Origin of the sequence: Streptomyces sp. NPDC096193, assembly GCF_040302905.1 — a bacterium.
Classification (GTDB): domain Bacteria; phylum Actinomycetota; class Actinomycetes; order Streptomycetales; family Streptomycetaceae; genus Streptomyces.
On record NZ_JBEOSJ010000020.1, the window covers coordinates 93388 to 119045 of the forward strand.

Genomic DNA, 25658 nt, shown 5'->3' on the forward strand with positions numbered 1-25658 from the left:
CGGCGCCGTCCGGGCCGGGGTCAGCCCTCGGCCGGAACCGGGTCGGGCGCCCCGGCCTCGGCCTTCTCCGCCTTCTTCAGCCCGTTCACCGGCTCCGCGGGCTCGTCCGGCGCCCGCCCGTCGATGTGCTCGGGCAGCAGCTCAAGCACCGCTTGGCGGTGTGCCTCGCTCGTCGCGTCGTCGTAGGGGTCCGGGGTCGCCGGCACCTGGAGCCGCAGCACCGGTCCGGTGCCGAGCCGTGCGTAACCGCGGCCGGGCGGGACGTCCGGCCGCGGGGTGGTGTGCGGCGTCTTCCCGAGCACGGTGCTGATCTGCTCGGGGGTCGCGGGGCCGAGCACCACGCGGCCGCGGGTGTGCGTCCGTACGGTCTCGGTCAGTGCGTCCAGACTGTCGAACTGCTCCGCCACCACGACCGTGACCTGGGCGGCGCGGCCGTGCCGCAGCGGCACCTGGAGCAGCTGCTGGGGCTCGGTGTCCCCGTCGGCCGCGGCCAGGTGGCCGAAGATGCTCGGGCGGTCCACCAGGATCCACAGCGGCCGCTTGGTGTCCTCGGGCGCGGATCGCCCGGCCTGGCGGGCGCGGTTCGCGGCGATCAGGCGGCGCTCGGTCTCGTGCGCCGCCCACTCCAGGCTGGCGAGCGCCCCGGCCAGTCCGCATTCGACGGCCAGCACGCCGGAGCGTCCGGTCAGGCAGGCGTACTCACCGGTGCCGCTGCCCTCGACGATCAGTACGTCGCCGTGCTGGAGCGCCTGGAGGGCGATGGACCGGAGAAGGGTCGTGGTGCCGCTGCCCGACTCGCCGACGACCAGCAGATGCGGCTCCGTGGAGCGCGGGCCCGTACGCCAGATCACCGGCGGTGCGTCCCGTGTCTCCTCGCCGTGGGCCACCGGCACGGTGCGCTGGACCGCACCCTCGTCGGTGAAGCCCAGCACGGTCTCGCCGGGGACCGTGACGAAGCGCTGGGCGGCGATGGCGGTGGACAGCGCGGGCAGGACGCTCATGACGAGGCGGTTGCCCTCCTCGTCCCAGGTGAAGTGGTACTCGCGGCCGCGGCCCGACTTGGCGTGCAGAAGCTGCTCGATCCGGTCGCGGGACTCCGCCTCGCCGTCCGTGAAGTACGCCGGGTAGGCGATGTGCAGCCGGGTCAGACGGCCGTCCTCGTCGAAGGCGTACTCACTGAAGGCGCCTGACCAGTCGCCTCCGTGGGCGAAGAGCGGGGCCGGGTCGTCGGGGACCGAGAAGTAGGGCACCAGGGCTTCGTAGAGCGCCTTGAGCCGTCCGATCTCCGCCTCGTCGGGCCCCGTCTTCACCGGTTCGGGCATCCGCCCCTTCCAGGCGGCCGCGGCCATCACCGAGATGAGGGCCAGCAGCGGCCCGTACGGGATGAGCGCGACCACCAGGACGCCGCCCGCGACCAGGAACAGGGTGGGACCACGCCGTTCCTTGGGTGTGGCGGCCCACCGCAGCCGGGTCAGTCCGGCCAGCCTCCGCAGACCACGCGAGACCGTGATCAGCGGATGGAGTACGTCCGTGGCGTTGTCGGCGGCCGTGCGCGCGATCTCCCGGCTCCGGGCGATCTGCGCTGTTCCGCTGCTCAGAATGCGGGGGAGTGGTCGCCGGGCCACGTGGGTCTCCTGGGGGTGCTGAATGCGGATGTACCGAAGGGGCGGGAGTGGTCAGAACTTGATCCCGCCCAGCAGGCTGGCGAGGCTCTGGCTGCCGGCCTTGATGCTGGGGGCGATGGCGGTGCCCGCGAGGAAGAAGCCGAAGAGGGTGCAGACGACGGCGTGGGACGCCTTGAGGCCGTCCTTCCTGAAGAACAGGAAGACGATGATCAGCAGCAGCACGACGCCTGAGATGGACAGGATCATGATGAGTTCTCCTGGGTGAGGGGACAGTCACCTTGAGTACTTCCAACCTGACAGGAAGTATCTATGCGATAAAAGGTGCAAATGGGTGAAAATCTCAGGATTTCACTCCACTGGCGGACGTCGGCTCTCCACCCGAGGGGCACACTCCGCGCTCGCACGGCACAGTGCCTCCCTCGTGGGTGATCCATGCCTCGGGCAGGGCGCTCCGTCCCGGTCGCCGGGCAGTACTCTGACGATTCACTCGTACGGCTGTCCCTGCCGTGCGCCCCAGGTCAACGAAGTGAGAGGCGGTCCGTCCGATGAGCGAAGCCCCGGACCCCGAGGTGATCGAACTCGCGACCAAGGTCTTCGACCTGGCGCGGCAGGGCGAGACCGAAACGCTCGCCGCGTACGTCGACGCCGGTGTGCCCGCGAACCTCACCAACGACCGCGGCGACACCCTGGTGATGCTCGCCGCCTACCACGGCCACGCCTCCGCCGTCGAGGCGCTGCTCGCCCGCGGCGCCGAGCCGGACCGTCCCAACGACCGCGGCCAGACCCCGCTCGCCGGCGCGGTCTTCAAGGGCGAGGACGAAGTCATCCGCGTTCTGCTGGCCGGCGGAGCGGATCCTTCCGCCGGGATGCCCTCCGCCGTGGATACTGCGCAGATGTTTGGGAAGACAGAGCTCCTGGAGCTCTTCGGCGGCCGGTGACCGGCCGCCGGAAGGCCGCCGGGAGGGACGCCGTAAATGTGGTCGCGGTGGCGAAATGGGTGGGTCATCATGACGTCGGGCCCTATCCCGGACTTCATCCGGGAGTTCCCCTGGGGCCACCGACGAGAGGCAGGACGATGGTCTACACCAAGCGGAAGACGACGACGGGCGGCCCTACATGTTGCTGCGCGGCCTAGGCATCCCCTTTCCCGGATTTCCCCGGTTGCGTCGACAGCTTGATGTGAGGCTCTCCCCATGTTCGATCCAGTCATAGCGCCGAGCGGCACGTTGCTCGGCCTGCTGCAGAGGGGCCGCGGCGACGGCACGCTGCACGCGCTCGCCGCGCCGCGCGCCGAAGCGCTCGCCGCCCTCAACCACTGCGTGCTCAACGACCCCCGCCACGACTGGCAGGTCGAGAACCGCTCCCTGTACTACGCCCGCCTCTACCTCGACCTCCACGGCGGTCTCGAGGAGATCGAGCGGCACCTGAGCGACACCGACGACCACCTCGACACCGACGAGTCCAGGACCGGCCTCGCGCTCGCGGTGCTCGGCCATCTCGCCTCCTACGGCAGGACCGACGCCCTCAGGCTCTTGCGCGGCTATGCCGCGACCGGCGCCAACTGGGCGTGGGCCCTGGACGAACTCGCCCTGCGCGACGACGACGCCGGCCTGCGCGCCCTCGCGGCCCCCGTCCTCGCCCGTTTCCCGGCCACCCCCGAGGGCGAGGCCGAACTGGCCGCCGCCGTCCGCGACGCCTTCGAACCCCGGCCGTGGCGGCTGTGGGCGGACGACCGGCGCGAGAACGTCGGCGCGCGGGTCCGCGCGGCCCGGGAGGCAGGCTCCTTCGACCGCTGGCAGCGCCAGATGCGACCGTCCGGGCCCCGGCCCGGCTGGAGCGTCCAGGCCGTCTTCGACTGGGCGGACGAAGGCGTCGAACGCGGCGCCGCACTGCATGTGCCCGCCGCCCGATGTCTGTCCGCCGTGGCCGGCTCCGAGGACCGGCCCGCCATCCTCGCCGCCGCACGCGACGGGGCCGACGGCGCCCGCTGCGCCGCGTTGCACTACCTCGCCCAGTCACGCGACCCCGCCGTCCTCGACCTGATCGAGGCCGCCGTCGGCACCGGCTCGCGGACGGTCGCCGAGGCCGCCGTCGCCGCGTTCGAGCGGATGTGCGGCGACGAAGCCGTGGACCGGGCCCGCGGCTGGGTCCACCGGCCCGACGCCCTCGGCGCCTCCGCCGCCGGTGTCCTCGCCTGCCGCGGCACCACCCAGGACGCCACGCTGGTCCTCGGCGCACTGCGGGAGACCGTGCGGGCCGACGGCCCGGACGCCCCGCTGCTGTGGACCCTCGTCGACGGAGCGGGCCGGCTCGGCATCGCCTGCGCCGCGCCCGTCCTGCGCCACATCTACCGCGAGACCGCGTCCTCCTGTCTGCGCGGCAGGGCCGCCCGCGCCCTGGCCTGCACCGATGGCTCGTTCCCGACCGGATTCGCCGTGGAATGCCTGTGGGACTGCGAGGAGACCACCCGGGAAGTCGCGGCCCTCCACGCCGAGACCGGTGACGTCCGCGTGGCCGAGAGGCTGCGCCGGCTGGCCGCCGATCCGGCCGAGGAGGCCGAGGTACAAACGGCCGTACGGAGCAGAATCGGCCCGGACATGCCCGCCGTGTGACATTAGGGACGCCGCCACAAACGCTCATGGGACGTTCCACAAGCGGAAAGATCCACGTTGTCGCAGCCACCCCGGGCCAGACGACAACACGGGTATGCGAGTCGTCATCATCACCGAATCATTTCCGCCAGACGTCAATGGTGTGGCGCACTGCGCCCTGCAGACCGCCCGGCATCTCGCCGCGCGCGGCCATGACCCCCTCGTCATAGCCCCGGCGGTCGCCGGGGCGGACGGCTCCGACGAGAGCGCGCCCTGCCCCGTGGTGCGCGTGCCCTCCCTGCCGCTCCCCGGCTATCCGCAGGTGCGGGTGGCGCTTCCCAGCCGCAAGGTGGCGGCGACGATCGCCGCCCACCGGGCCGAGCTGGTCCACCTGGCCAGCCCGTTCGTCCTCGGCGTACGCGGCATGGCCGCCGCGTCCAAGCTTGGGCTGCCGGCCGTCGCGGTCTACCAGACCGACCTCGCCGGCTACGCCCGTACCTACGTCGGAGCGGGTGAGAACGCCGCCTGGCGGCGCATCCGCACCGTGCACAGCGCGGCCGACCGCACCCTCGCCCCCTCCACCGCGGCCCTGCGGGACCTGGAGGAGCACGGGGTCGAGAGGGTGCGGCTGTGGCCACGCGGCGTGGACACCGCACGATTCCGGCCGGAACTGCGGGACGAGCAGCTGCGCCGCAGCCTCGCCCCGAACGGCGAGCTGATCGTCGGCTATGTGGGGCGCCTCGCCCCCGAGAAGCACGTCGAACTCCTCGCCGGGGCCTGCGCCACACCCGGGGTACGGGTGGTCGTCGTCGGCGACGGCCCGAGCGAGCCGTCCCTGCGCACCGCGCTGCCCGGAGCCGTCTTCATCGGCCGCAGGACCGGCGCGGACCTCGCCCGGATCTTCGCGTCGCTGGACGTCTTCGCGCACACCGGACCGTACGAGACCTTCTGCCAGACCGTGCAGGAGGCCATGGCCAGTGGCGTTCCCGTCATCGCGCCCGCCGCGGGCGGACCGCTCGACCTCGTCGACCACCTGCGCACCGGCCTGCTCGTCGAGCCGCGGGACGGGGACGCGGTACGGACCGCCGTCGCCACCCTCGCCGCGGACCCGCAGCTGCGGGCCGCCTACGGCCGGGCCGGAAGGGCCGCCGTCGAAGGACGGACCTGGGCCGTGATCGGCGACGCCCTGCTCGACCACTACGCCGAGGTCCTCGGCGCCCGGACGGCGGTGGCGGCATGAGCGGGCTGCGGATCGTACGACTGGCGAACTTCGTCACCCCCGCCTCCGGGGGCCTGCGCACCGCGCTGCGCGAACTCGGCCAGGGCTACCTCGCCGCCGGCCACGAGCCGGTGCTGATCGTGCCCGGCGACGTGGAGAGCGACCGGATGACCCCGCAGGGCCGGGTGATCACCCTGCCCGGACCCGAGATACCCGGCACCGGCGGCTACCGCGTACTCGCCGCCAAGCGACGCCTGCGGGAGGTGCTCGACAGCATCAAACCCGACCGGCTGGAGGTCTCCGACCGGACCACCCTGCGGTGGACCGGCGAGTGGGCACGGCGCCACAGAGTCCACTCCGTGATGGTCTCCCACGAGACCGCGGACGGGGTACTGCGCACCTGGGGCCTGTCCGAAGCAGTCTCGGCCCGCGCCGCCGACCGGCTGAACCGCCGCAGTGCCTGGGCGTACTCGCGGATCGTGTGCACCACCGAGTGGGCGGAGCGCGAGTTCGTCCGCATCGGGGCACGCAACGTCGTACGCGCGCCTCTCGGCGTCGACCTGGTCCACTGCCGTCCCGGCCGGCGCAGCACGGTCCTGCGGGCCAAGCACGCGGCCGGGGCCGAGGTGCTGCTGCTGCTCTGCTCCCGGCTCTCGGTGGAGAAGCGCCCCGGCATGGCACTGGACGCCCTCGCCGAACTGCGCCGGCGCGGCGTACGGGCCACGCTCGTCGTCGCCGGCGACGGCCCGCTGCGGACCTCTCTGATCCGCCGGGCACGGGCGGAGCGGCTGCCGGCCGAGTTCCTCGGATACGTCGGGGACCGCGAGGCCGTGGCCGACCTCCAGGCGGCGGCGGACATCTGTCTCGCCCCCGGCCCCGCGGAGACGTTCGGGCTCTCCGCCCTGGAGGCACTGGCCTGCGGAACCCCCGTCGTCGCGAGTGCCTCCTCGGCGCTGCCCGAGGTGATCGGCGACGCGGGAGCGGCGGCCGAGGACACCCCGCGGGACTTCGCCCAGGCCGTACAGGTGCTGCTGGCCCGCCCGGAACGGGAACGCCGCGAGGCGGCCAGGGCGCGCGCCGAGCTCTTCGACTGGCAGCGCTCGGTGACCGCCTTCCTCGACGCGCTGGAAGCCCCGGCGGTCCGGCCGACCGGCCGGCCCGCACCGCACGTCCTCGGAGAGGGAGTGACGGTATGACGGCCTCGCCCGCCGGGGCGCTCGCCGACGAGTCGAAGGACGACCCGTCAGCAGCCTCCCCGGGCCCGACAGCAGCCACCCGGCATCTGACGGCAGCCTCCCCGCAACCGACGACGGCCACCGCGGACCCGACCGGGGCGGGGCGTACGGCGATCGTCGCGGGCGCGGAGGTCTACCCCGTACCGGACCTCGCCCCCGCGCCCGAACTGCCGGGCTCCGGCGTCATCGTCCGCCCGGCACCCCCGGCACCCCCGGAAGCGCCGGCACTCCCGGCCCGCCCGGCCCGCCCGGCACGGGTCCGACCGCTCACGGCGGTACCCGGCCCGGGGAGCGGCACCCCGTCCGCTCCGCCGCGCGCCCTGCGGTTCGCGGCCCTCGGCGACTCCCTCACGGAAGGCGTCGGCGACCGGGTCGGCGACGGCTGGCGGGGCTGGGCCGCCCTCCTCGCGGCCGGGCTGGGGGACCGCTCGGCACCCGCCGAGTTCCGCAACTTCGCCGTCAGCGGCGCCCTCACCGAGGACGTCGCCGAGCGGCAGGCACCCGAGGCGCTGGCATTCCGGCCCGACATCGCCTCCGTGCTCGTCGGCGTCAACGACACCCTGCGCTGCACCTTCGACATCGAGGAGCTCACCCGCCACCTCGACTCCGTCTTCGACCGGCTGACGGCACGGGGCACCGTCCTGCTGACCGCCTGCCTCCCCGACCCGGGGACCATGCTGGGGCTTCCGCTCCCGCTGGCCCGGCCGCTCGCCCGCCGCCAGCGCGCGGTCAACGCGGTCGTGCACGCCCTGTCCGCCCGCTACGACGCCGTCCACCTCCACGCCGGCGACGGCGCGTGGGTCCTCGACCGGTCCATGTGGAGCGCGGACCGGCTGCACCCGGGGGAGCGCGGCCACCGCATGATCGCGCTGCGCTTCCACGAGCTGCTCGGCGGGTACGGGCTCGCCCGTGGTCAGGCGCCCGGCGCCGAACCGACCCAGCCCGCGCCGACCAGGGCGGCCTCCCTGCTGTGGCTCGCCACGGCCGGCACCGGCTGGGTGGCCCGGCGCTGCACCGATCTGCTGCCGCAGTTGATGCGACTCGCCGGTTCCGAGGTGCGCCACTGGGCGCGCGGCACCAGCGAACGCCTGGACCGGAGCGCGGAGCACGCACTCACCGCCGCTCTCGCCGCCGTGTCCCTGGAGGTCCCGCTTGCCAGAATGGGGGAATGAGCGGGCGCTGGGAGTTCTGGATCGACCGTGGCGGCACCTTCACCGACGTCGTGGGCCGGCGCCCCGACGGCAGGCTGGTGACCCGGAAGCTGCTCTCGCACAACCCCGAGCGTTATCGGGACGCGGCCGTGGCGGGGATCCGGCTGTTGCTCGGCACCGGGCCTGACCAGCCCGTGCCCGGCGATCGCGTCGACAGCGTGAAGATGGGCACCACCGTCGCCACCAACGCCCTGCTGGAGCGCCGCGGTGAACCGACCGTCCTGGTCGTCACCGAGGGCTTCCGTGACGCCCTGCGCATCGCCTACCAGAACCGGCCGCGGATCTTCGACCGCAGGATCGTCCTGCCCGAGGCCGTGTACGACAAGGTCATCGAGGTCCCCGAACGCGTCGACGCGCACGGGGAGATCATCCGGCCGCTCGACCTGGACGACGTCACCGAGCAGCTGACGGCCGCCCGCGACGACGGCTTTCGCAGCGCGGCCATCGTGCTGATGCACGGCTACCGCCACCCCGGCCACGAGCAGCGCATCGCCGAAGCCGCACGCGCACTCGGCTACACCCAGATCAGCTGCTCCCACGAGGTCAGCCCGCTCATCAAGATCGTGCCGCGTGGCGACACGACCGTCGTCGACGCCTACCTCTCGCCCATCCTCCGGCGCTACGTCGACGAGGTCGCCTCCGAACTCGCCGACATCCGGCTGATGTTCATGCAGTCCAACGGCGGACTGCGCGAGGCCGCCCACTTCCGGGGCAAGGACGCCGTCCTGTCCGGCCCGGCCGGCGGGGTCGTCGGCATGGCGCGCACCGCCCAACAGGCCGGTCACGGGCGGGTCATCGGCTTCGACATGGGCGGTACGTCCACCGATGTGTCCCACTACGCGGGGGAGTTCGAGCGCGAACTCGGCACCCAGGTCGCCGGCGTCCGGATGCGCGCGCCGATGATGAACATCCACACCGTCGCCGCCGGCGGCGGTTCCGTGCTCCATTTCGACGGCCGCCGGTACCGGGTCGGGCCCGACTCCGCCGGCGCGGACCCCGGGCCTGCCTGCTACCGCCGCGGCGGGCCTCTCACCGTCACCGACGCCAATGTGATGCTCGGCCGGATCCAGCCCGACCACTTCCCCGCCGTCTTCGGGCCCGGCGGCGACCGGCCGCTGGACGCCGGCGTCGTACGGGAACGGTTCACCGAACTCGCCGAGAAGGTCCACCGGGAGAGCGGAGCCCGGCGCACACCCGAGGAGGTCGCCGCCGGATTCCTCGAGATCGCCGTACTGAACATGGCGAACGCGGTCAAGAAGATCTCCGTCGAGCGCGGCCACGACGTCACCGGCTACGCCCTCAACTCCTTCGGCGGCGCGGGCGGCCAGCACGCCTGTGCCGTCGCGGACGCCCTGGGCGTCGACACCGTGATCGTGCCGCCGCTCGCGGGGGTGCTCTCCGCGTACGGCATCGGCCTCGCCGACGCGACCGCCATGCTGGAGCAGTCCGTGGAGGCGGAGCTGGACGAGGAGACGTGCGCGCGGGTCGCCACCCTCTGCGACGAGCTGGCCGGCCGCACCCGGGACGAACTGCGCGACGACAACGTCCCGGACGACGCGATCACCACCCGCGCACGCGTCCTGCTCCGCTACGCCGGCACGGACGCGAGCCTGCCCGTACCGCTGGACAGCGCGTCCGCCATGCGGGAGTCCTTCACCTCGGCCCACCGGGCCCGTTACGCCTTCACCATGGACAAGCCGCTCGTCGTGGAGGCGGTCTCCGTCGAGGCGGTGGGGACGGCGGGCGAGCACGGCGCTCATGTCGTCGAGGAGACCGAGGGCGGGGGCGAGTTCGTCCCCCGGGCGCGCGTGCCGATGTTCGTGGGCGGCGAGCGGCTGGAGGTGCCGCTGTACCGGCGCGGCGATCTCGGGCACGGCGACACCGTCGAAGGGCCCGCGATCATCGCCGAGTCCGACGCCACCACGGTCGTCGACCCGGGCTGGCGGGCCGCGCCGGACGAGGGCGGTCATCTGCTCCTGACGCGCGTACGGCCCCGGCCCGGCAGGACCGCCGTCGGCACCGACGTCGACCCGGTGCTGCTGGAGGTCTTCAACAACCTCTTCATGGCCATCGCCGAGCAGATGGGGGTGCGGCTGGAGAACACCGCCCACTCCGTCAACATCAAGGAACGGCTGGACTTCTCGTGCGCCCTCTTCGACGCCGAGGGCAATCTGATCGCCAACGCGCCCCACATTCCCGTCCACCTCGGCTCGATGGGTGAGTCGATCAAGGAGGTACTGCGCCGCAACGGGGACGGTCTGCGGCCGGGCGACGTCTACGCCATCAACGATCCGTACCACGGGGGCACGCATCTGCCCGATGTGACCGTCGTGACGCCCGTGTTCGACGGTGACGAGCTGCGCTTCCTCGTCGCCTCCCGCGGGCACCACGCGGAGATCGGCGGCATCACCCCCGGCTCGATGCCCGCCTTCAGCGAGACGATCGACCAGGAGGGCGTGCTCTTCGACAACTGGCTGCTCGTCCGGGACGGCGTGCTGCGCGAGGAGGAGACCCGCGACCTGCTGACCACGGCGGCCCACCCCTCCCGGGCACCCGACACCAACCTCGCCGACCTGCGCGCCCAGATCGCGGCCAACGAGAAGGGCATCGAGGAACTACGCCGTATGGTCGACGAGTTCGGGCTCGACGTCGTCCAGGCCTATATGCGTCACGTCCGGAACAACGCCGAGGAATCCGTTCGCAGGATCGTGGCCGGACTCGACGACGGTGAGTACTGCTACGAGACCGACGGCGGCGCGGTCATCCGTGTAGCGCTGCGGGTGGACCGCGACGAACGCAGTGCCGTCATCGACTTCACCGGCACCTCGCCGCAGCAGCCGGGGAACTTCAACGCGCCCACCTCGGTGGTGATGGCCGCCGTGCTCTATGTCTTCCGCACGCTCGTCGCCGACGACATCCCGCTCAACAGCGGCTGTCTGGAGCCGCTGGAGGTCCGGGTGCCGGAGGGATCCATGCTGGCGCCCGTCCACCCGGCGGCGACCGTCGCGGGCAATGTCGAGACCTCGCAGGCCATCACCGGCGCCCTGTACGCGGCGCTCGGCGTGCAGGCGGAGGGCTCCGGCACGATGAACAACCTGACGTTCGGCAACGACCGCGTGCAGTACTACGAGACGGTGGCGAGCGGTTCGGGGGCGGGTGACGGGTTCGACGGCGCCGACGCCGTCCAGACGCACATGACCAACTCACGGCTCACCGACCCCGAGGTGCTGGAGTGGCGCTACCCGGTGCGGGTGGACGCCTTCGCGGTACGCGAGGACAGCGCGGGCGACGGGCGCTGGCACGGCGGACAGGGCGTGGAGCGCAGGATCCGCTTCCTGGAGCCGATGACGGTGGCGCTGCTCACCGGGCACCGCCGCGTCCCGCCGTACGGGATGGCCGGCGGCGCGACGGGCGCGCTCGGCGAGAACCGGGTGGAGCGCGCCGACGGGGGTGTGACGGAACTGAAGGGCGTCGACTCGGTGGACGTGGGGCCGGACGACGTCCTGGTGGTCAGGACGCCCGGCGGCGGTGGCTACGGGGAGAGGGCCTGAGGTCTGCGCCGTGTCCGCCGGCCGCCGAACCGGGGCCGGGTCAGCGGACGGGGACGAAACGGACCGGGGTGCCGGGTGCCGCCTGGGCCGCGGCGGGGAGGTCACGCCCGTCCACGACGGCCACGACCGGATAGCCCCCGGTCGTCGGGTGATCGGCGAGGAAGACCACGGGGCAGCCGTCCGGCGGCACCTGGACGGCCCCCAGGACCATGCCCTCGCTGGGCAGTTCACCGGTCCGGGCCCGCTCCAGCGCCGGGCCGTGCGTCCGCAGCCCGATGCGGTTGCTCGACGCCGAGACCCGGTATCCGCCGGAAGCCAGCGTCCGCAGGGCCCCGTCCGTGAACCAGTCCGCGCGCGGTCCGAGCCGTACCCGCAGGATCAGCTCCGCGGGCGGCGCGGGCCAGGGCACACCGCCGTCGAGCCGCGCCGGCGGCCCGGTGGGCCTGCCGAGCGGCAGCACCGCGCCGTCCGCGAGCGGCGCCGGTCCGAGACCGGACAGCAGGTCCGTGGAGCGGCTGCCCAGGACGGGTTCCACGGCGAACCCTCCGGCGACCGCCAGATACGACCGGACGCCCCGCGCGGCCCAGCCGGCCTCGACGAGGGAGCCCGCGGCCACCCGGACCGGCGCGCCCCAGGCCACGGGCCGTCCGTCGACGGTGACCGGGCAGGGCGCCCCGCCGACCGCCACCGTGACCGCGCAACGCGGCCGCAGCGCACAGCCGTTGAGCGTCGTCTCCAGGACGGCCGCGCCCTCCGCGTTGCCCACCAGTCGGTTGACCGTCCGGGCGGCCGGCGGATCGAGCGCCCCGGACCGGGGCACGCCGAGGTGGGCGTGCCCCGGGCGGCCCAGATCCTGCACGGTGCTCAGCGCCCCGGCCCGTACGACGGCGATCGCTCGGTCGGTCATCGGCCCTCCGGCACGAAGCGCACCCGGGTCCCGGGGGAGAGGAGGGCGGCCGGTTCACGCGCCGGGTCCCACAGCTCCAGAGCCGTGGAGCCGATCAGCTGCCAGCCGCCGGGGGAGGAGCGCGGATAGATCCCGGTGTACGGACCGGCGAGACCGAGGGAACCGGCGGGGACCGCGGTGCGCGGGGTCGCCCGGCGCGGCACGGCGTACTGCTGCGGAAGACCGGTGAGATAGCCGAACCCGGGGGCGAACCCGCAGAAGGCGACGCGGAATTCGGTCGCTGCGTGGATCTCCACCACCTGCTCCCCCGTCACCTGCCACAGCGCGGCGACGTCGGCGAGATCGGGGCCGTCGTAACGCACCGGCACCTCGACGGCGTCGTCCACGCGGGCCCGGAGCGGTGGCACGTCCCACGCCGCGAGCTCCTCGGCCCAGTGCCCCGGGTCGTCGAGTCCGTCCAGCAGGACGGTCCGCGCCGCCGGGACGATCTCCCGCACCGGCCGGAGCGTGCCCGCCGCCCGGCGGCGCATCAGCTCGGCATGGAGCGCACCCACCTCGTCGCCGTCCACGAGTTCCACGAGCAGCGCCCGGTCACCGACCGGCAGCACCCTCATACGAACGCCTCCACGCGCACGCCCGCGGTCTCCAGCTGTCGCCGTACGCGCCGGGCGAGGGCGACGGCGCCGGGGGTGTCACCGTGCAGACAGAGCGAACGGGCCCGCACCGGAACGGACTTGCCGCACCGAGCCGTGATCACCCCGAACCGGGCCATGCTGACGGACCGTTCGACCACGGCCGAGGGATCGGTGAGGACCGCGCCCTCCTCCCTCCGGGGCACGAGCGTCCCCTCGGCGGTGTACGCGCGGTCGGCGAACGCCTCGGTGATCGCGGGCAGTCCGGCCTTCTCCGCCATGGTGTGCAGCTTTGAGCCGGGGAGTCCGAGCAGCGGCAGACGCTCGCCCGACAGCAGGACGCCCTCGACGACGGCGGCTGCCTGCTCCTCGTCGTGCACGACGCGGTTGTAGAGCGCGCCGTGCGGTTTGACGTACGAGACACGGGAGCCGGCCGCGCGGGCGAAGATCTCCAACGCACCGATCTGGTAGGCGATCTCGGCCGCCAGCTCGTCCGGCGGCACGTCCATGGAGCGCCGTCCGAAGCCGGCGAGATCGCGGTAGGAGACCTGGGCGCCGATCCGCACCGACCGTTCGGCCGCGAGCGCGCAGACGCGGCGCATGGTGGCCGCGTCACCGGCATGGAAGCCGCAGGCGACATTGGCGCTGGTGACGACGGACAGCAGCTGTTCGTCGTCGGTGAGTTGCCAGCGGCCGAATCCTTCGCCGAGGTCGGCGTTGAGGTCGATCGACGCCCAGGTCATGTGCTCCTTCTTTCCTGCCTCTGCTCGGTTCACGCGGATCGGGCCGCGGGTTCAGGCCACGCGGTACTGCTCGTCGCGGACGTCCGTGATGAACATCCGCCCCGGTGCGTGGGTGATCGCGAACGGCGGCCGGGAGGCCATGACCGCCGCCTGCGGGGTGACTCCACAGGCCCAGAACACCGGGATGTCGCCCGGCTCCGGGACCACCGCGTCACCGAAGTCGGGGCGGTCCAGGTCCTTGATGCCGAGTTCCGCCGGGTCACCGCAATGCACCGGGGCGCCGTGGACGGCCGGCATGGCAGCACTGGCACTCACCGCGGCGGCGAGGTGCCGGGGCGGTACGGGACGCATAGAGACGACCATGGGTCCGTGCAGCCGTCCCGCCGGGTGGCAGAGCCGGTCGGTCACGTACATCGGGACGTTGCGCCCCTGCTCGACATGGCGCAACGGAACCCCGGCCGCCGACAGAGCCCACTCGAAGGTGAAGCTGCAGCCGATGAGGAAGGCCACGAGGTCCTCGCGCCACCACGCGACCGCATCGGTGGGCTCGTCGACGAGTTCGCCGTGCTCCCACACGCGGTAGCGCGGCAGATCGGTGCGCAGGTCCGCGTCCGGTGCGAGCGCGGTGGACCAGGAACCGGCGTCGGTCACGTCCAGTACTGGACAGGGCTTCGGGTTGTGCCGGCAGAACTCCCGCACATCGTGTGCCCAGTCGGCGGGGACCGCGATCAGATTGGCCTGTGCGTGGCCCGGGACCAAGCCCGCGGTCGGTCCGCTCAGCCCGGAACGGAACCGTGTGCGGGCCTCGGCCGGGCTCCACGCGCCCCCGTCGAGGGGCTCGGAGGCCGCGCTGTACGCCGTCACAGCAGCTCCCTGCCGCGCGTCTCCGGGAGGCCGAACAGCGCCACCACCGCCAGCGCGTAGCCCGCGGCGCCGAGGACGAGCGCGCCGCCGACACCCCAGCTGTCGGACAGGAAGCCGACCAGGGTCGGCAGGAAGGCGCCGACCGCGCGCCCGCTGTTGTAGGTGAAGCCCTGGCCTGTGCCGCGTACGGCGGTCGGGTAGAGCTCGCTGAGGAAGGAGCCGAAGCCGCTGAAGATCGCGGACATGCAGAACCCGAGAGGGAAGCCGAGGACGAGCAGCAGGCCGTTCGCTCCAGAGGGGATGTTCGTGTAGGCGAGTATCCCGGCCGCCGAGAGGGCGGCGAAGAGGGTGATGTTGTTCTTGCGGCCGATGCGGTCCGTGAGATAACCGCCGGTGAGGTAGCCGAGGAAGGCGCCGGAGATCAGGAAGGCCAGATAGCCGCCGGTGCCGACGACGGTCAGTCCCCGCTCGGTCTTGAGATACGTGGGGACCCAGGTGGCGAGCGTGTAGTAACCGCCCTGGACACCGGTCGACAGCAGTGTGGCGAAGAGTGTCGTGCGCAGCAGGTCGCCCTTGAAGATGGCCCCGAACGAGCCGCGTTCGGTGCTGGCGTTGCGCCGGGCGGCGGCTTCGGGAGCGTCGCTGACATGGCGCCGCACGTAGATCACCAGCAGGGCGGGCAGCGCGCCCGTCCAGAACATCACGCGCCAGGCGGTGTCCGCGTCGAGGAACTCGAAGACCAGGGTGTAGACGACCACGGCGAGTGCCCAGCCGGCCGCCCAGGCGCTCTGGACGGCACCGAGGGTACGGCCGCGGTGCTTGGGGCCGGCGTACTCGGCGACCAGGATCGCGCCGACCGCCCACTCGCCGCCGAAGCCGAGGCCCTGGAGGGCCCGGAAGACCATCAGGGTCTCGTAGTTGGGGGCGAAACCGCAGGCCACGGTAAAGACCGCGTAGGTGATCACCGTGATCATCAGGGCCTTCACCCGGCCGATGCGGTCGGCCAGGATCCCGGCGAGCGCGCCGCCCACCGCGGAGACCACCAGGGTGACGGTGGTGAGAAGTCCGGTCTGTCCGTTGTCGAGGGCGAAGTACGCGGAGATCGCCACCATGCTCAGTGGCAGCGTGAAGTAGTCGTAGGAGTCGAGGGCGTATCCGCCGAACGCACCGCCGAAGGCGCGGCGGCCACCGGGGCCGAGCGCCCGCAGCCAGGCGAAGGCGCCGGTGTCCTCGGGGAGTTCGCCTGGCTTCGACTGTGCCTGGGTCGTACTCATCTGCACCTCGCAGAGGGGGAGGGGGTGCTGGCGACTGTGCGGTAGCGCCAAGGTAGGGGATTGTTGAACGATCCGACAAGAGTCATGTCGGGTCGTTCTTCCTTCTACGATGGGACTCGCGCGTCGCCGGGAGCCGCCGGCGAGGGAGAGAGGGGTGCTGTGGGGACGACGGAGCCCGAGGTCGGCGGACTGGCGGACGACCGGCCGCTGTTGGGTCGCACCAGCACGGCCGAACGGGTCGCGGACATCCTGCGGACCCGGATCGCGGAGGGCTACTTCCCGCCGGGGGAACGGCTCTCGGAGGACAGCATCGGCAAGGCGCTCGGCGTATCGCGCAACACCCTGCGCGAGGCGTTCCGACTGCTCACCCACGAAAGGCTGCTCGTCCACGAGCTCAACCGCGGTGTCTTCGTGCGGATGCTCGCGGTCCAGGACGTCATCGACATCTACCGCACGCGGCTGCTCGTCGAGTGCGCCGTCGTGCACGGTCTCGGCGAGCCGCCGTACGCCGTCGACCGGCTCGAAGCCGCGGTCTCCGGCGGTGAACGCGCCGAGCGCGAAAGGGACTGGAAGGGCGTTTCCACCGCAAACATTCATTTCCATCGCGAACTGGTCGCCCTCGCCGGCAGTGCCCGCACCGACGAACTGATGCGCAGCGTGCTCGCCGAACTGCGGCTCGCCTTCCATGTGGTGGATGACCCCCGGCGGCTGCATCAGCCCTATCTCGTCCGCAACCGCGCCATCCTCGACGCGCTCCAGGCCGGCCACCGCACCGCCGCCGAACGGCTGCTCACCGACTATCTCGAGGACTCGCGCACCCAGATGGTGGAGACCTACGCCGACCTCGTCGCGGACGAGGACGGCGAAGGGGCGTAGCCGCGACGGCTAGCGGGCGGCGGGCCGGGCGGCGGCGGGCACCGGTGCACCGGGCGGGCATTGGGCCGGGCGGTGCGGGCCCGGACGATGGGCCCGACCCGGGACGCGGACCATGGAGCCGCCGACCCGGACCATGCCCCGTCGTGCGGTCGCTTCTGCGTCGTTTCGACCGTTGTCGGTGCGAGGACCTAATCTGTGCAGCGTGACTTCGCCTGCCTCGACGGAATTCGTTCCGCCCCAGCTCAGCGCGGGGCCGCGGCCCGCGCAGGGCCCGGCCGCCGACGAAGGGCTCGCGCGGCGGCTCCGCGCGCTCGCGTGCACCGCGCCGCTGCACGACCTGGACACCCGCAAGGCGAATCTCGCGGGGGAGTACACGGTCTACGCGATGGCGGAAGTGGCGCTGTCCGCCATCGACCTCGTCACGCTCAACATGGACTTCGACACCGGCGCCGACCACGACCAGATCGTCGCGAGGCTGCTGCCGCGCATCGGCGCCCAGGCCCCGCAGCGGCCCGTCGCCGAGCACGAGCGCGTCGCGCGCTGGGTGCTGGAGAATCTGATCAACGTCGGCAGCGTGGACCGCGGTTTCCGCGCGGTCTACGGCACCTTCGGCACCGACGGCATCTACACCCGCCGCGACTACGACTTCAAACTCATCGAGGAAGTCCCGGGCCACGGCGGCAGCGTCTACCTCCGTACCACGGACGAAGCGGTCAACGTCCTGGTCGGCGCGCTCGACACCGACGTCACCAGCGCGCAGATCGCGGCGGAGGTCAAGCTCGAAGTCCTCATCAGCCGGGGCAGGCTCGCCGACGCCCAGCTCGCCGCCGAGCAGGCGCGGTACCGTACCGTGCAGTACGCCGAGACCCTCCGCAGGACGCTGGACGCCACCCGTCGCAACGTCCGCGCGGTCGACTGGCTGAACGCCGTGCCCGACATGATCGCCGAAGCGCTGGACCACGTCGCCGACCGGTACCGCCACGAGAACGCGATCCTCACCAACATCCGCAAGGCACGCGACGAGGCCGAGGAGCCGGAGCACAAGCGCCGCGCCGCCGAACTCGTCGACATCGTCAAGGACTGCATCCGCCGGCACACCCAGTTGCAGTCGCGACTCCTGGAGGCGGGGCCCCTGTTCCGTGCCGAACAGGACCGGCAGGCGTTCGCCCGTCCCACGGCGCGCACCGGACTCGATCTCTATGGACAGCTGGTCACACCGGTGCTGCCGCTGCCGCTGCGGTCGGCGATCCGGGTCACGGACGCGTTCTTCGCCCGCGGCACCGGACTGCGCACCCCGTCCTCCGTACGGGTCGGCGACCTGGTCGAGATGTTGCTGACGCCGCCCCTGGAGCGCGAGCACCTCGGCGCGGAGATGCCCGAGCCCGATCTCATCGCCACCCCGGACGACAGTCGCTTCAGCGAGGAACAGCTGGCGAGCGCGATGGACCTGCTCGACCTGGAGCACGACGCGCCGCGCCGGCTGTCCGGCCTGCTCGCCGAGGCGCGCCGCCGCGATCCCGAACTGCCATACCTGGTCGCGCTGCTGGCCATACACGCGGCGAGCCCTCCGGTCGGCACGGCCTACCGACAGGGCGAGGAGCGGCTGCTGTTCGCGGTCGACGACGGCACCGAGCTGGACGATCCCGAGTTCGGCGGCGCGGACCTGATAGTGGGAACGGCGCTGCTGGACGCGGCGGGTATGACGGCGGACCGCACGGAGGCGGCGTGAGGACCCTCGCTGCGGCCTCTCCGACCGCGTCCCGGGCGGCGCGAGGTCCCTGTGCCGTCGCCTCCGGGGCGGTGCGAGGCCCGGGTCTCCATGGAGGGGAGACCCCAACCGCGGGCCACGGCCCCGGATCCGATGCGGCATCCGCATCCGCAGCCGCATCCGGATCCGCGTTCGCATCCCGGCCCGCGACCACCACCACGACTGCGCAGGAGCACCAGTGACCGACAACCAGGCCGAGCAGCACGCATGGCGGGAGGCGGACGCCCACGAGGCGCCCGTCCCGGCCGCGCAGGCCACGGTCACACCCGCCGACGCCGCCGACGCGGCACGTCTCGTCTCCTTCGGACTCCAGCCCAAGCTGCTGCCCGCGCGCGACGCCGAGTACGCCGAACTGCTGCGCCGCTACCGCGAGGAGGCCGCGTTCGCCCGCCTCGCCGACGCCGTCGCCACGGGCCTCGGCCTCGTCGTCCTCGAAGTGTCCCCGCGTGCCGGCATGGCGGTCACGGCCGGCGAGGACTCGGTGTTCGCCGTCCGTATGGGCGACTACGCCCGCCGCGCCACCGCCGAATCGGGGGACCGGTTCCTGCACGGTCTGGCCCATCTCGCCGTCGCCGCCATGGCGTTCCCGCGCCCCGAGGACCTCGCCGACGACGGATACATCGGCCGGATCACCGTCAACGGCGTCGACGCGTTCGTACGCCAGGCGTGCAGCCGTCTCGAGGAGCGCGCCGACGCCGAGGGCGAGAACACCGACCCGGCCACCGACGCGCCGGGTCTGGAGGCCGCCTGGCGCGTCTACGCCCGCCGCAGCGCCACCGGCGCCACCAAGGACGCGCGACGGCTCGCCGGGTCCACCACCGGCATCGTCGGCAAGGCCGTCGCCTTCCTCACCGACTCCGGCTTCCTCCAGCGCACGGGCGACGACGCCGGAGGCGCCTATCGCACCACCGCCCGGTACCAGTTGCAGGTGCGCGACATGGCGGGCAGCGCCGCCATGGCCGAACTGCTCGAACTGGGCGTCGTCCCGGTAAGCGACGGCACCGCCACCCTCGTGCCGCCGCCCGACGCGGACGGTCTGGAGCTGGCGGCCGACGCCGGGCTCCCCTTCCACACCTGACCCCGCCGGGCCCCCCACCCGGGCCCCTGCCACCCGCCCCGCCCATCCGCCTGCCGACCACGAGAGTCCGCCGCCATGTACGAGCTGTCCCGCGTTCGCCTCTACTCCATCGGGCCCGCCGGTGCGCGCTACGCCGACACCGTGCTGGATCTGCGCGGGGTCGGCGCGCCGGTGCCCCACCCCGCGCCGACGCAAGCCGAGTTCTTCGAGGAGGAGCCGGCCGGCCCGCCCCGCCGTCCGGCCCCCGCCGGCGTGCTCTTCCTGGAGAACGGCGGCGGCAAGTCCGTCCTGCTGAAGCTGATCTTCTCGGTGATGCTGCCCGGTCACCGCAACACGCTCGGCGGCGCGAGCTCGGGAGTCCTGCGCAAGTTCCTGCTCGCCGACGACTGCGGGCACGTCGCGCTGGAGTGGCAGCACACCCTCACGGGCGAGCTGATCGTGGTCGGCAAGGTGAGCGAGTGGCGGGGACGCCAGGTCTCCAACGACCCGCGGAAATTCGCCGAGGCCTGGTACTCCTTCCGGCCCGGCCCGGGGCTCAGCCTCGACTCCCTGCCCGTCGCCGAGTCCTCGGTGGTACGCCCCCCGGTCGAAGGCGTCTCCGGCGCACAGGGCCGCCGCCGCACCATGAAGGGCTTCCGGGACGCGATCACGGAGGCGGCGAAGGTGTATCCGCACCTGGACGTCTACTGGGAAGAGATCCACGACCGCTGGAACGAGCACCTCGGCGAGGTGGGCCTCGATCCCGAACTGTTCCGCTACCAGCGGGAGATGAACGCGGACGAGGGCGAGGCCGCGGGCCTCTTCGCGGTCAAGAAGGACTCCGACTTCACGGACCTGCTGCTGCGGGCCGTCACCGACACCCGCGACACGGACGGCCTCGCCGACCTCGTCAGCAGCTTCGGCAACAAATTGGGCCGCCGCGCCGAGCTGACCGCCGAGCGCGACTTCACCGCCGGATCGGCCGACCTGCTCGGCCGGATCGTGGAGGCGGCCGAAGCTCGTACGCGAGCCCGCGAGATCCACACCGGAGCCGAGCGCCGCACGCGTACGCTCGCCCGCCGGCTCTCCGCACGGGCCGAGCTGGAGCGCGCCCGCACCGAGGAGCTGACCGAGCAGGTCACGGCCGCCGCGCACACGGTCACCGAAGCGGAGCAGGCCCGCAGCCGCAGCTCCCTCATCGCGGCCGAACTGGCCTACCGGCACGCGTCCTTGGCGCTGACCGTCGCCGAGAAGGGCGCGGCGGCCCAGCGGCGCGAGCTGATGGACGCCCGCACGCTGCACTCGGCGTGGCAGGCGGCGGAGGCGGTGCTGCGGCACCGCGCCGCCTCCGACCGCTCGGCCCGCGTGGCCGTCGCCATCCGCGAGGCCGAGCGCGACGCCGCCCCCGCGCTCGCCGCCCGCGCCAAGGCCGCTGCCGATCTCGTCCGGGCGCTGCACTCCGCGGCCGAAGCCGGTGAGCGGGTCGCCAACGAGGAGGAGGAGCGTTCCACAGCCCTCCAGGAGACGGGCGAGGCCGCCCACCGCGACGCGACGGCCGCCGCGACCGAGGCCCAGCGTGCGCGCAGCGAGATCGGCCACCTCCGGCAGCGGCTGAGCGAGGTCGAGCGGGAGACGGCCGAGGCGGTACGCGCGGGCTGGCTCGACGACACGGCCCCGGACGCGGACCCGGCGCGCGCCGCGCTGGCGGCGAGCGACGCGGAGAAGACGGCGGTCGCGGCATGGGACGCGGCGCGCGAAACGGGACGCGCCACGGCGGACCGCGCGCGGGAGGCGGCCGCGGCGGAGTCCCGCGCCGAACTGGCGGCGGCCCGGGCGTCGGACGCGGCTCAGGCCGCGGAGAACGCGTACGAGGCGGAACGCCGCGCGGCGGACGCCATCGCGGAGGACGACCGCCTCGCGGAACTCCTCAGCCTGCCCCCGATGACACACGCCCCGGCCACGGGCGCCACGGTGCCCTCGCCCCGCCGTGGCACGGCCGGCGCTGAGGCCGGCCGCGGGGGAGTGCACGCGCCGACCGAGGCGTACGGGACGGGTTCGGGCCCTGCTGAGGACGGCCCGGCCGGCCACACGGATACGTCGGCACCCGGCGCCGGTGACGACACCGGGGGCGCGGACACCGCGCCGGAACCGGGCTCGGCATCCCCGGCGCCCGGAACGGGACACGGTGGTACCGCGGAGGAGCGGTACGCCCGTCGCCGAGCATCCGGCGAGGCCGCCGACGCCGAGGCGTCCGCGCAGGGTCCCGCCGGCCCCGTCACCCGGACCACCCTCCCGGCCGAAGGCCCCCTCACCACCGAGGAGTTGGACCGGTACGCAGACGAGCTCCACGAACTGCTCGACCAGTACGTCGCCGCCGCCGAGCGCCAGCTCTTCGACCTGCGGACCGTCGCCGCCGACGACACCCGGATCCTCGGGGCGCTCGGCGACGGCGGCCTGCTGCCGCCCGGCCCCGACGTCCTCGCCACCGTCGAGTACCTGGGAGAGCACGGCGTTCCGGCGCTCCCCGGCTGGCGCTACCTCGCGCAGGCCGTCGACCCCGCCGACCACGCCGCCGTCCTCGCCGCGCGCCCCGAGCTCGTCGACGGTGTGGTGATCACCGATCCCGCGTCGCACGCCCGCGCCCGCGAGGTCCTCACCGGGGCCGCGCTGCTGCCCCGTTCCGCGGTCGCCGTCGGCACAGCGGCAGCTCTGCTCGCACCGGTGCCCGGACCCGGTACCGGCCAGGACGACGGCACCGGTGTCTTCCTCGTACCGCCGAACCCCGCGATGCACGACGAACACGCGGCCGACGAGGAACGGCAGGCGCTCCGCGCACGGGCCGCCGCCCGGGACGAGGAGATCCGGGCGCTCGCCGCCAGGCTCGCTGCGGACCGGTCCCTCGCCGCGCGCATCGGATCGTGGCGCGCGGACTGCCCCCCGGGCATGCTCGCCGAGCTGGCGCAGGCCGCACACGCTGCCCGGAAGGCCGCGGAGGAGGCGCAGGCCGCACTGACGCAGGCGCGGACCGTCCGCGCCGAGGCGGACGAGGCGGCTGCCGACGCCGCGCGCGTCCGTGACGAGCGCCAGGACGCCGCCCAGCGCGCCCGCCGGGTCGCGGACGCACTCGCCGGCCTCGCGTTCCGGCTGCGGGAGCGGGCCGGCTGGCAGGTGAAGCTGCGCGAGCTGGCCGACGAGGCGGCCGAGTCCGAGGCCAGGGCCGCCACCTGCCTGGAGCGCGCCAAAGCCGCGGACGAGGACCGCAGGGCCGCCCAGCGGGCCGGCGACGACGCCCGCCGCACGGCCCGCGCCCTGCGTGCCGAACGCGCCGAGATCGCGGGAGCACCCGAGAATCTGCCGGAGCCGGACGAGGACGCCGCCCGTGCCGCGCTCCCCGCCCTGCGCGAGGCCTACCGCGCCGCCTCCCAGCTGTACGAGAAGGTCGGCGTCGGCGCGGACCTCCGCGCCGAGCAGGCACGGGCCGAGAGCGACGAGAGCGCCGCCCTCGCCGAGCTCGACCGGCTCACCAACAAGGTCCGCACCCGTGCCGCCCAGCTCCTGGAGGGCACGGACGGCGCCGACGGACCGTCCCGCCAGGCCGCGGCCGCCCGCGCCGAGTCGCTGGTGCAGATGCTGGAGTCACGGGCGACGGAGGCCAGCGAGAAACTGGGCCGGCTGCGCGGCGAGGCGGAACGACTTGCCCCCGCCGACGGCGACGCACACACCGAGCTCCCCGACGAGCTGGTCCCGGCCGACGCCGACCGGGCACAGACCCTGCTGCGTACGGCGACAGCCGAACTCGCCTCGCGTACGGACGCGTTGGAGACGGCCCGCGACGCCCACGCGAGCCTGCTCCAGGCCCACCGGGCATCCGAGGACGCCAGGGGAGGCTTCGAGGAGGCCGCGGCCCAGCTGCGCGACCTCCTGCGGGAGCAGCACGACGAGGAGAGCCAGGAGACCCCCGAGCCGTACCCGGGCAGCCTCGCGGATGCCCGCCAGTCCGCCACCGAGGCTCGCCGTTCCCTGCGTGGCTGCGCCGCCGATCTGTCGGCCGCCGAAAACTCCGTACGGGAGGCGAGCGACGTCCTCGTCCGGCACGCCAACTCCACGCGTTACGAGCAGGTGCGCACTCCCGCGCGGCAGCAGATCAGGGAGCTGCCGGCGTCCGCCCTGCCGGAGCACGCGGCGAAGTGGGCCGAGGCGTTCGCGCCGCGCCTGCGGGTACTGACCGACGAGCTGGAGCAGTTGGAGCGCAACCGCGACACCATCGTCGACCGGCTGCGCGGCCTGGTGGAGTCGGCGCTGACGACGCTGCGCTCGGCGCAGCGGCTCTCCCGGCTGCCCGAGGGTCTCGGCGAGTGGTCCGGCCAGGAATTCCTGCGGATCCGCTTCGAGGAGCCGGACCAGGCGACGCTGGCCGAGCGGCTCGGCGAGGTCATCGACGAGGCGACCCGCGCGGCCGTGCGCAAGAACTCCTCGGCCGTCTACGGCGAGGGGCGCAGAGACGGCATGTCGCTGCTGCTGCGCGGAGTGCAGGCGGCCCTGGAGCCCAAGGGCGTCGCCGTGGAGATCCTCAAGCCGGACGCCGTGCTGCGCGCCGAGCGGGTCCCGGTCGGTCAGATGGGCGATGTGTTCTCGGGCGGCCAGTTGCTCACGGCCGCCATCGCCCTCTACTGCACGATGGCCGCGCTGCGCAGCAACGACCGAGGCCGCGACCGGCACCGCCACGCGGGCACCCTGTTCCTCGACAACCCGATCGGCCGGGCGAACGCCACTTATCTGCTGGAGCTCCAGCGGGCGGTGTCGGATGCCCTCGGCGTCCAACTGCTCTATACGACCGGCCTGTTCGACACCACGGCACTCGCGGAGTTCCCGCTCGTCATCAGGCTGCGCAACGACGCGGATCTGCGGGCGGGGCTCAAGTACATCAGCGTCGAGGAGCACCTGCGGCCCGGCCTGCCCCAGCACGATCCGTCCGGCGAGACGGTCCACGGTGAGATCACCGCGACCAGGATGTACAAGCGCGCCGCAGCGGCGCAGGAACCCGGTACTTCCGCCTCGCCCGGAACCTCCGCCTCGTCCGGGACCTCCGTGTCGCCCGGGGACTCCGCCTCGGCCGGTGCCTCCGCCCCACCCGGGAGCCCCGCCTCGCCCGGAAACGCCGGCTCACCCGAGAACCCGGCTGCACCCGAGCACTCCGCCGCGCACACCGAACCCGCCGCGGCGGAGGCCGCCCGCCGATAGCGGGCGGCCTCGACACCGCGCAGGGGCCCGGCTGTTCAGGCCTGGGACAGCCGGCCCCGGCTCTGCCGCCGTATACGCGCACTCTCGCGCGCGGACGCCTTGACCGCCCGCCGCAGCCGACGGCGCTCTCGCCGCAGCTGCCGCGCGCTGCTGCTCGGCGCGGAGATCACCCCATGGCGCTGGTTCCACACCTGACGGGTCACCCAGACGTCCAGCACCGCCCAGGTCGCCACCACCGTGCTGGCGACAGAGCTGAGCACCATCGGGAATGCCAGCCATGAACCGGCAAGGGTGCAGAGGAAGGCGATCATCGCCTGAATCAACGTCAGGGACGTTATGAGTACCGCGCGGACCGCCGCCGTGCGAACCGGATCCGCCATACGCCGTCTCGCCACCGGCTCCTCGACCCAGAGCTGCGGAGAATCCTGCGCATGGCCCGTCGCTCGTACCGCTCCGCGACGCTCGTCCGTGTCCATGGAACTGTCACTCCCCACTTCTGTCCGGCTTCAGGGTGGCTGCCCGGATTCCGTTGCTTTACTCCGGCGCCGCGTCGTACACGGACGTAGCCGCACGTCGGACGCGCCGAAGGAGATGAACAACCGGTGCCGGCCGCGAACGGCCCGGCGGTGAACCGAATCCGCCGTCCGCCGATGCGGACGCGCCCCCGCAACCCCCGTACAGAAGGACGATTGACCAGGCGCGATGATTCCCGCAGAACGAAAATTTCCAGCCATCTACCGCGGTCCGAAAAATGACGCGCGGCCAGGCGGGGCGGGACACGCGGGGAATGCCATCTCCTTGAATACCAGGACAAGGCGTGATCAGCGCATCGTGGGCAGGCTGAAAATCGTCCGGACGCACCTT

Annotated in this window: 18 protein-coding genes; 10 read left to right on the forward strand and 8 right to left on the reverse strand. The window is 73.3% G+C overall.

The window, feature by feature from the left end; translation table 11 throughout:
- Positions 1 to 20 precede the first annotated feature (20 nt).
- Together ABTX78_RS26085 and ABTX78_RS26090 are read right to left on the reverse strand one after the other, a co-directional pair.
- Positions 21 to 1625: an ATP-binding protein gene (locus ABTX78_RS26085; protein ID WP_352209220.1), complete on the reverse strand. Its 1605-nt coding sequence runs from the start codon at positions 1623 to 1625 to the stop codon at positions 21 to 23.
- 51 nt (positions 1626 to 1676) lie between these two features.
- Positions 1677 to 1871 (reverse strand): hypothetical protein, encoded by a 195-nt coding sequence (locus ABTX78_RS26090; RefSeq protein ID WP_313947538.1) that lies wholly within the window; start codon positions 1869 to 1871, stop codon positions 1677 to 1679.
- A 299-nt stretch (positions 1872 to 2170) separates the two neighbouring features.
- Between ABTX78_RS26090 and ABTX78_RS26095 the strand changes: the two genes are divergently transcribed.
- From ABTX78_RS26095 to ABTX78_RS26120, 6 genes are all read left to right on the forward strand, one after another.
- The gene (locus tag ABTX78_RS26095; RefSeq protein WP_352209221.1) at positions 2171 to 2563 is read left to right on the forward strand and encodes an ankyrin repeat domain-containing protein; all 393 of its coding nucleotides are present in this window, start codon (positions 2171 to 2173) and stop codon (positions 2561 to 2563) included.
- A 255-nt stretch (positions 2564 to 2818) separates the two neighbouring features.
- The gene (locus ABTX78_RS26100) at positions 2819 to 4237 is read left to right on the forward strand and encodes a HEAT repeat domain-containing protein (protein ID WP_352209222.1); all 1419 of its coding nucleotides are present in this window, start codon (positions 2819 to 2821) and stop codon (positions 4235 to 4237) included.
- A 94-nt stretch (positions 4238 to 4331) separates the two neighbouring features.
- Entirely contained in the window at positions 4332 to 5456 is a 1125-nt protein-coding gene (locus tag ABTX78_RS26105; protein ID WP_352209223.1) for a glycosyltransferase family 4 protein, read from the forward strand.
- On the forward strand, positions 5453 to 6631 hold the full coding sequence (locus ABTX78_RS26110) for a glycosyltransferase (RefSeq protein WP_352209224.1): 1179 nt from the start codon (positions 5453 to 5455) through the stop codon (positions 6629 to 6631). The genes ABTX78_RS26105 and ABTX78_RS26110 overlap by 4 nt, the downstream gene beginning before the upstream one ends.
- A gap of 359 nt (positions 6632 to 6990) precedes the next feature.
- Complete coding sequence (locus ABTX78_RS26115) at positions 6991 to 7842, forward strand: SGNH/GDSL hydrolase family protein (protein WP_502993964.1); 852 nt, start codon at positions 6991 to 6993, stop codon at positions 7840 to 7842.
- The gene (locus tag ABTX78_RS26120) at positions 7839 to 11432 is read left to right on the forward strand and encodes a hydantoinase B/oxoprolinase family protein (protein WP_352209226.1); all 3594 of its coding nucleotides are present in this window, start codon (positions 7839 to 7841) and stop codon (positions 11430 to 11432) included. Before ABTX78_RS26115 ends, ABTX78_RS26120 begins: the two co-directional genes overlap by 4 nt.
- A gap of 40 nt (positions 11433 to 11472) precedes the next feature.
- On the opposite strand, the gene ABTX78_RS26125 is transcribed toward ABTX78_RS26120, so the two are convergent.
- From ABTX78_RS26125 to ABTX78_RS26145, 5 genes are read right to left on the reverse strand one after another with little or no spacing between them, the layout of a single operon-like run.
- Positions 11473 to 12339: a 5-oxoprolinase subunit C family protein gene (locus ABTX78_RS26125; protein WP_352209227.1), complete on the reverse strand. Its 867-nt coding sequence runs from the start codon at positions 12337 to 12339 to the stop codon at positions 11473 to 11475.
- The gene (gene pxpB / locus ABTX78_RS26130) at positions 12336 to 12953 is read right to left on the reverse strand and encodes a 5-oxoprolinase subunit PxpB (RefSeq protein ID WP_352209228.1); all 618 of its coding nucleotides are present in this window, start codon (positions 12951 to 12953) and stop codon (positions 12336 to 12338) included. Before pxpB ends, ABTX78_RS26125 begins: the two co-directional genes overlap by 4 nt.
- Positions 12950 to 13714: a LamB/YcsF family protein gene (locus tag ABTX78_RS26135; protein ID WP_352209229.1), complete on the reverse strand. Its 765-nt coding sequence runs from the start codon at positions 13712 to 13714 to the stop codon at positions 12950 to 12952. The genes pxpB and ABTX78_RS26135 overlap by 4 nt, the downstream gene beginning before the upstream one ends.
- A gap of 51 nt (positions 13715 to 13765) precedes the next feature.
- Positions 13766 to 14578: a putative hydro-lyase gene (locus ABTX78_RS26140; protein ID WP_352209230.1), complete on the reverse strand. Its 813-nt coding sequence runs from the start codon at positions 14576 to 14578 to the stop codon at positions 13766 to 13768.
- Complete coding sequence (locus tag ABTX78_RS26145; protein ID WP_352209231.1) at positions 14575 to 15852, reverse strand: MFS transporter; 1278 nt, start codon at positions 15850 to 15852, stop codon at positions 14575 to 14577. Before ABTX78_RS26145 ends, ABTX78_RS26140 begins: the two co-directional genes overlap by 4 nt.
- Before the next feature lie 159 nt (positions 15853 to 16011).
- Here ABTX78_RS26145 and ABTX78_RS26150 point away from each other — a divergent pair, with 159 nt between their 5' ends.
- The 4 genes from ABTX78_RS26150 to ABTX78_RS26165 all read left to right on the forward strand — a co-directional run bounded on the left by ABTX78_RS26150 (position 16012) and on the right by ABTX78_RS26165 (position 24794).
- Positions 16012 to 16728, forward strand: a complete 717-nt coding sequence (locus ABTX78_RS26150) for a GntR family transcriptional regulator (RefSeq protein WP_352209232.1) — start codon at positions 16012 to 16014, stop codon at positions 16726 to 16728.
- Positions 16729 to 16930: 202 nt separating this feature from the next.
- Positions 16931 to 18457, forward strand: coding sequence for a hypothetical protein (locus ABTX78_RS26155; RefSeq protein WP_352209233.1), 1527 nt, complete (start codon positions 16931 to 16933; stop codon positions 18455 to 18457).
- Between the two features lie 217 nt (positions 18458 to 18674).
- Positions 18675 to 19574, forward strand: a complete 900-nt coding sequence (locus ABTX78_RS26160) for a hypothetical protein (protein ID WP_352209234.1) — start codon at positions 18675 to 18677, stop codon at positions 19572 to 19574.
- A gap of 75 nt (positions 19575 to 19649) precedes the next feature.
- Positions 19650 to 24794, forward strand: coding sequence for a hypothetical protein (locus ABTX78_RS26165; protein ID WP_352209235.1), 5145 nt, complete (start codon positions 19650 to 19652; stop codon positions 24792 to 24794).
- A gap of 35 nt (positions 24795 to 24829) precedes the next feature.
- On the opposite strand, the gene ABTX78_RS26170 is transcribed toward ABTX78_RS26165, so the two are convergent.
- Positions 24830 to 25270: a hypothetical protein gene (locus tag ABTX78_RS26170; protein WP_352209236.1), complete on the reverse strand. Its 441-nt coding sequence runs from the start codon at positions 25268 to 25270 to the stop codon at positions 24830 to 24832.
- Positions 25271 to 25658: the final 388 nt, after the last annotated feature.

Excerpts from the sequence above, each read along its gene's own strand:
- ABTX78_RS26090 (WP_313947538.1), bottom strand. The coding sequence starts at position 1,871 with ATGATCCTGTCCATCTCAGGCGTCGTGCTGCTGCTGATCATCGTCTTC.
- ABTX78_RS26120 (WP_352209226.1), top strand. The coding sequence starts at position 7,839 with ATGAGCGGGCGCTGGGAGTTCTGGATCGACCGTGGCGGCACCTTCACC.
- ABTX78_RS26165 (WP_352209235.1), top strand. The coding sequence starts at position 19,650 with ATGTACGAGCTGTCCCGCGTTCGCCTCTACTCCATCGGGCCCGCCGGT.
- ABTX78_RS26110 (WP_352209224.1), top strand. The coding sequence starts at position 5,453 with ATGAGCGGGCTGCGGATCGTACGACTGGCGAACTTCGTCACCCCCGCC.
- pxpB (WP_352209228.1), bottom strand. The coding sequence starts at position 12,953 with ATGAGGGTGCTGCCGGTCGGTGACCGGGCGCTGCTCGTGGAACTCGTG.
- ABTX78_RS26100 (WP_352209222.1), top strand. The coding sequence starts at position 2,819 with ATGTTCGATCCAGTCATAGCGCCGAGCGGCACGTTGCTCGGCCTGCTG.
- ABTX78_RS26095 (WP_352209221.1), top strand. The coding sequence starts at position 2,171 with ATGAGCGAAGCCCCGGACCCCGAGGTGATCGAACTCGCGACCAAGGTC.
- ABTX78_RS26145 (WP_352209231.1), bottom strand. The coding sequence starts at position 15,852 with ATGAGTACGACCCAGGCACAGTCGAAGCCAGGCGAACTCCCCGAGGAC.
- ABTX78_RS26105 (WP_352209223.1), top strand. The coding sequence starts at position 4,332 with ATGCGAGTCGTCATCATCACCGAATCATTTCCGCCAGACGTCAATGGT.
- ABTX78_RS26125 (WP_352209227.1), bottom strand. The coding sequence starts at position 12,339 with ATGACCGACCGAGCGATCGCCGTCGTACGGGCCGGGGCGCTGAGCACC.
- ABTX78_RS26135 (WP_352209229.1), bottom strand. The coding sequence starts at position 13,714 with ATGACCTGGGCGTCGATCGACCTCAACGCCGACCTCGGCGAAGGATTC.
- ABTX78_RS26170 (WP_352209236.1), bottom strand. The coding sequence starts at position 25,270 with ATGGACACGGACGAGCGTCGCGGAGCGGTACGAGCGACGGGCCATGCG.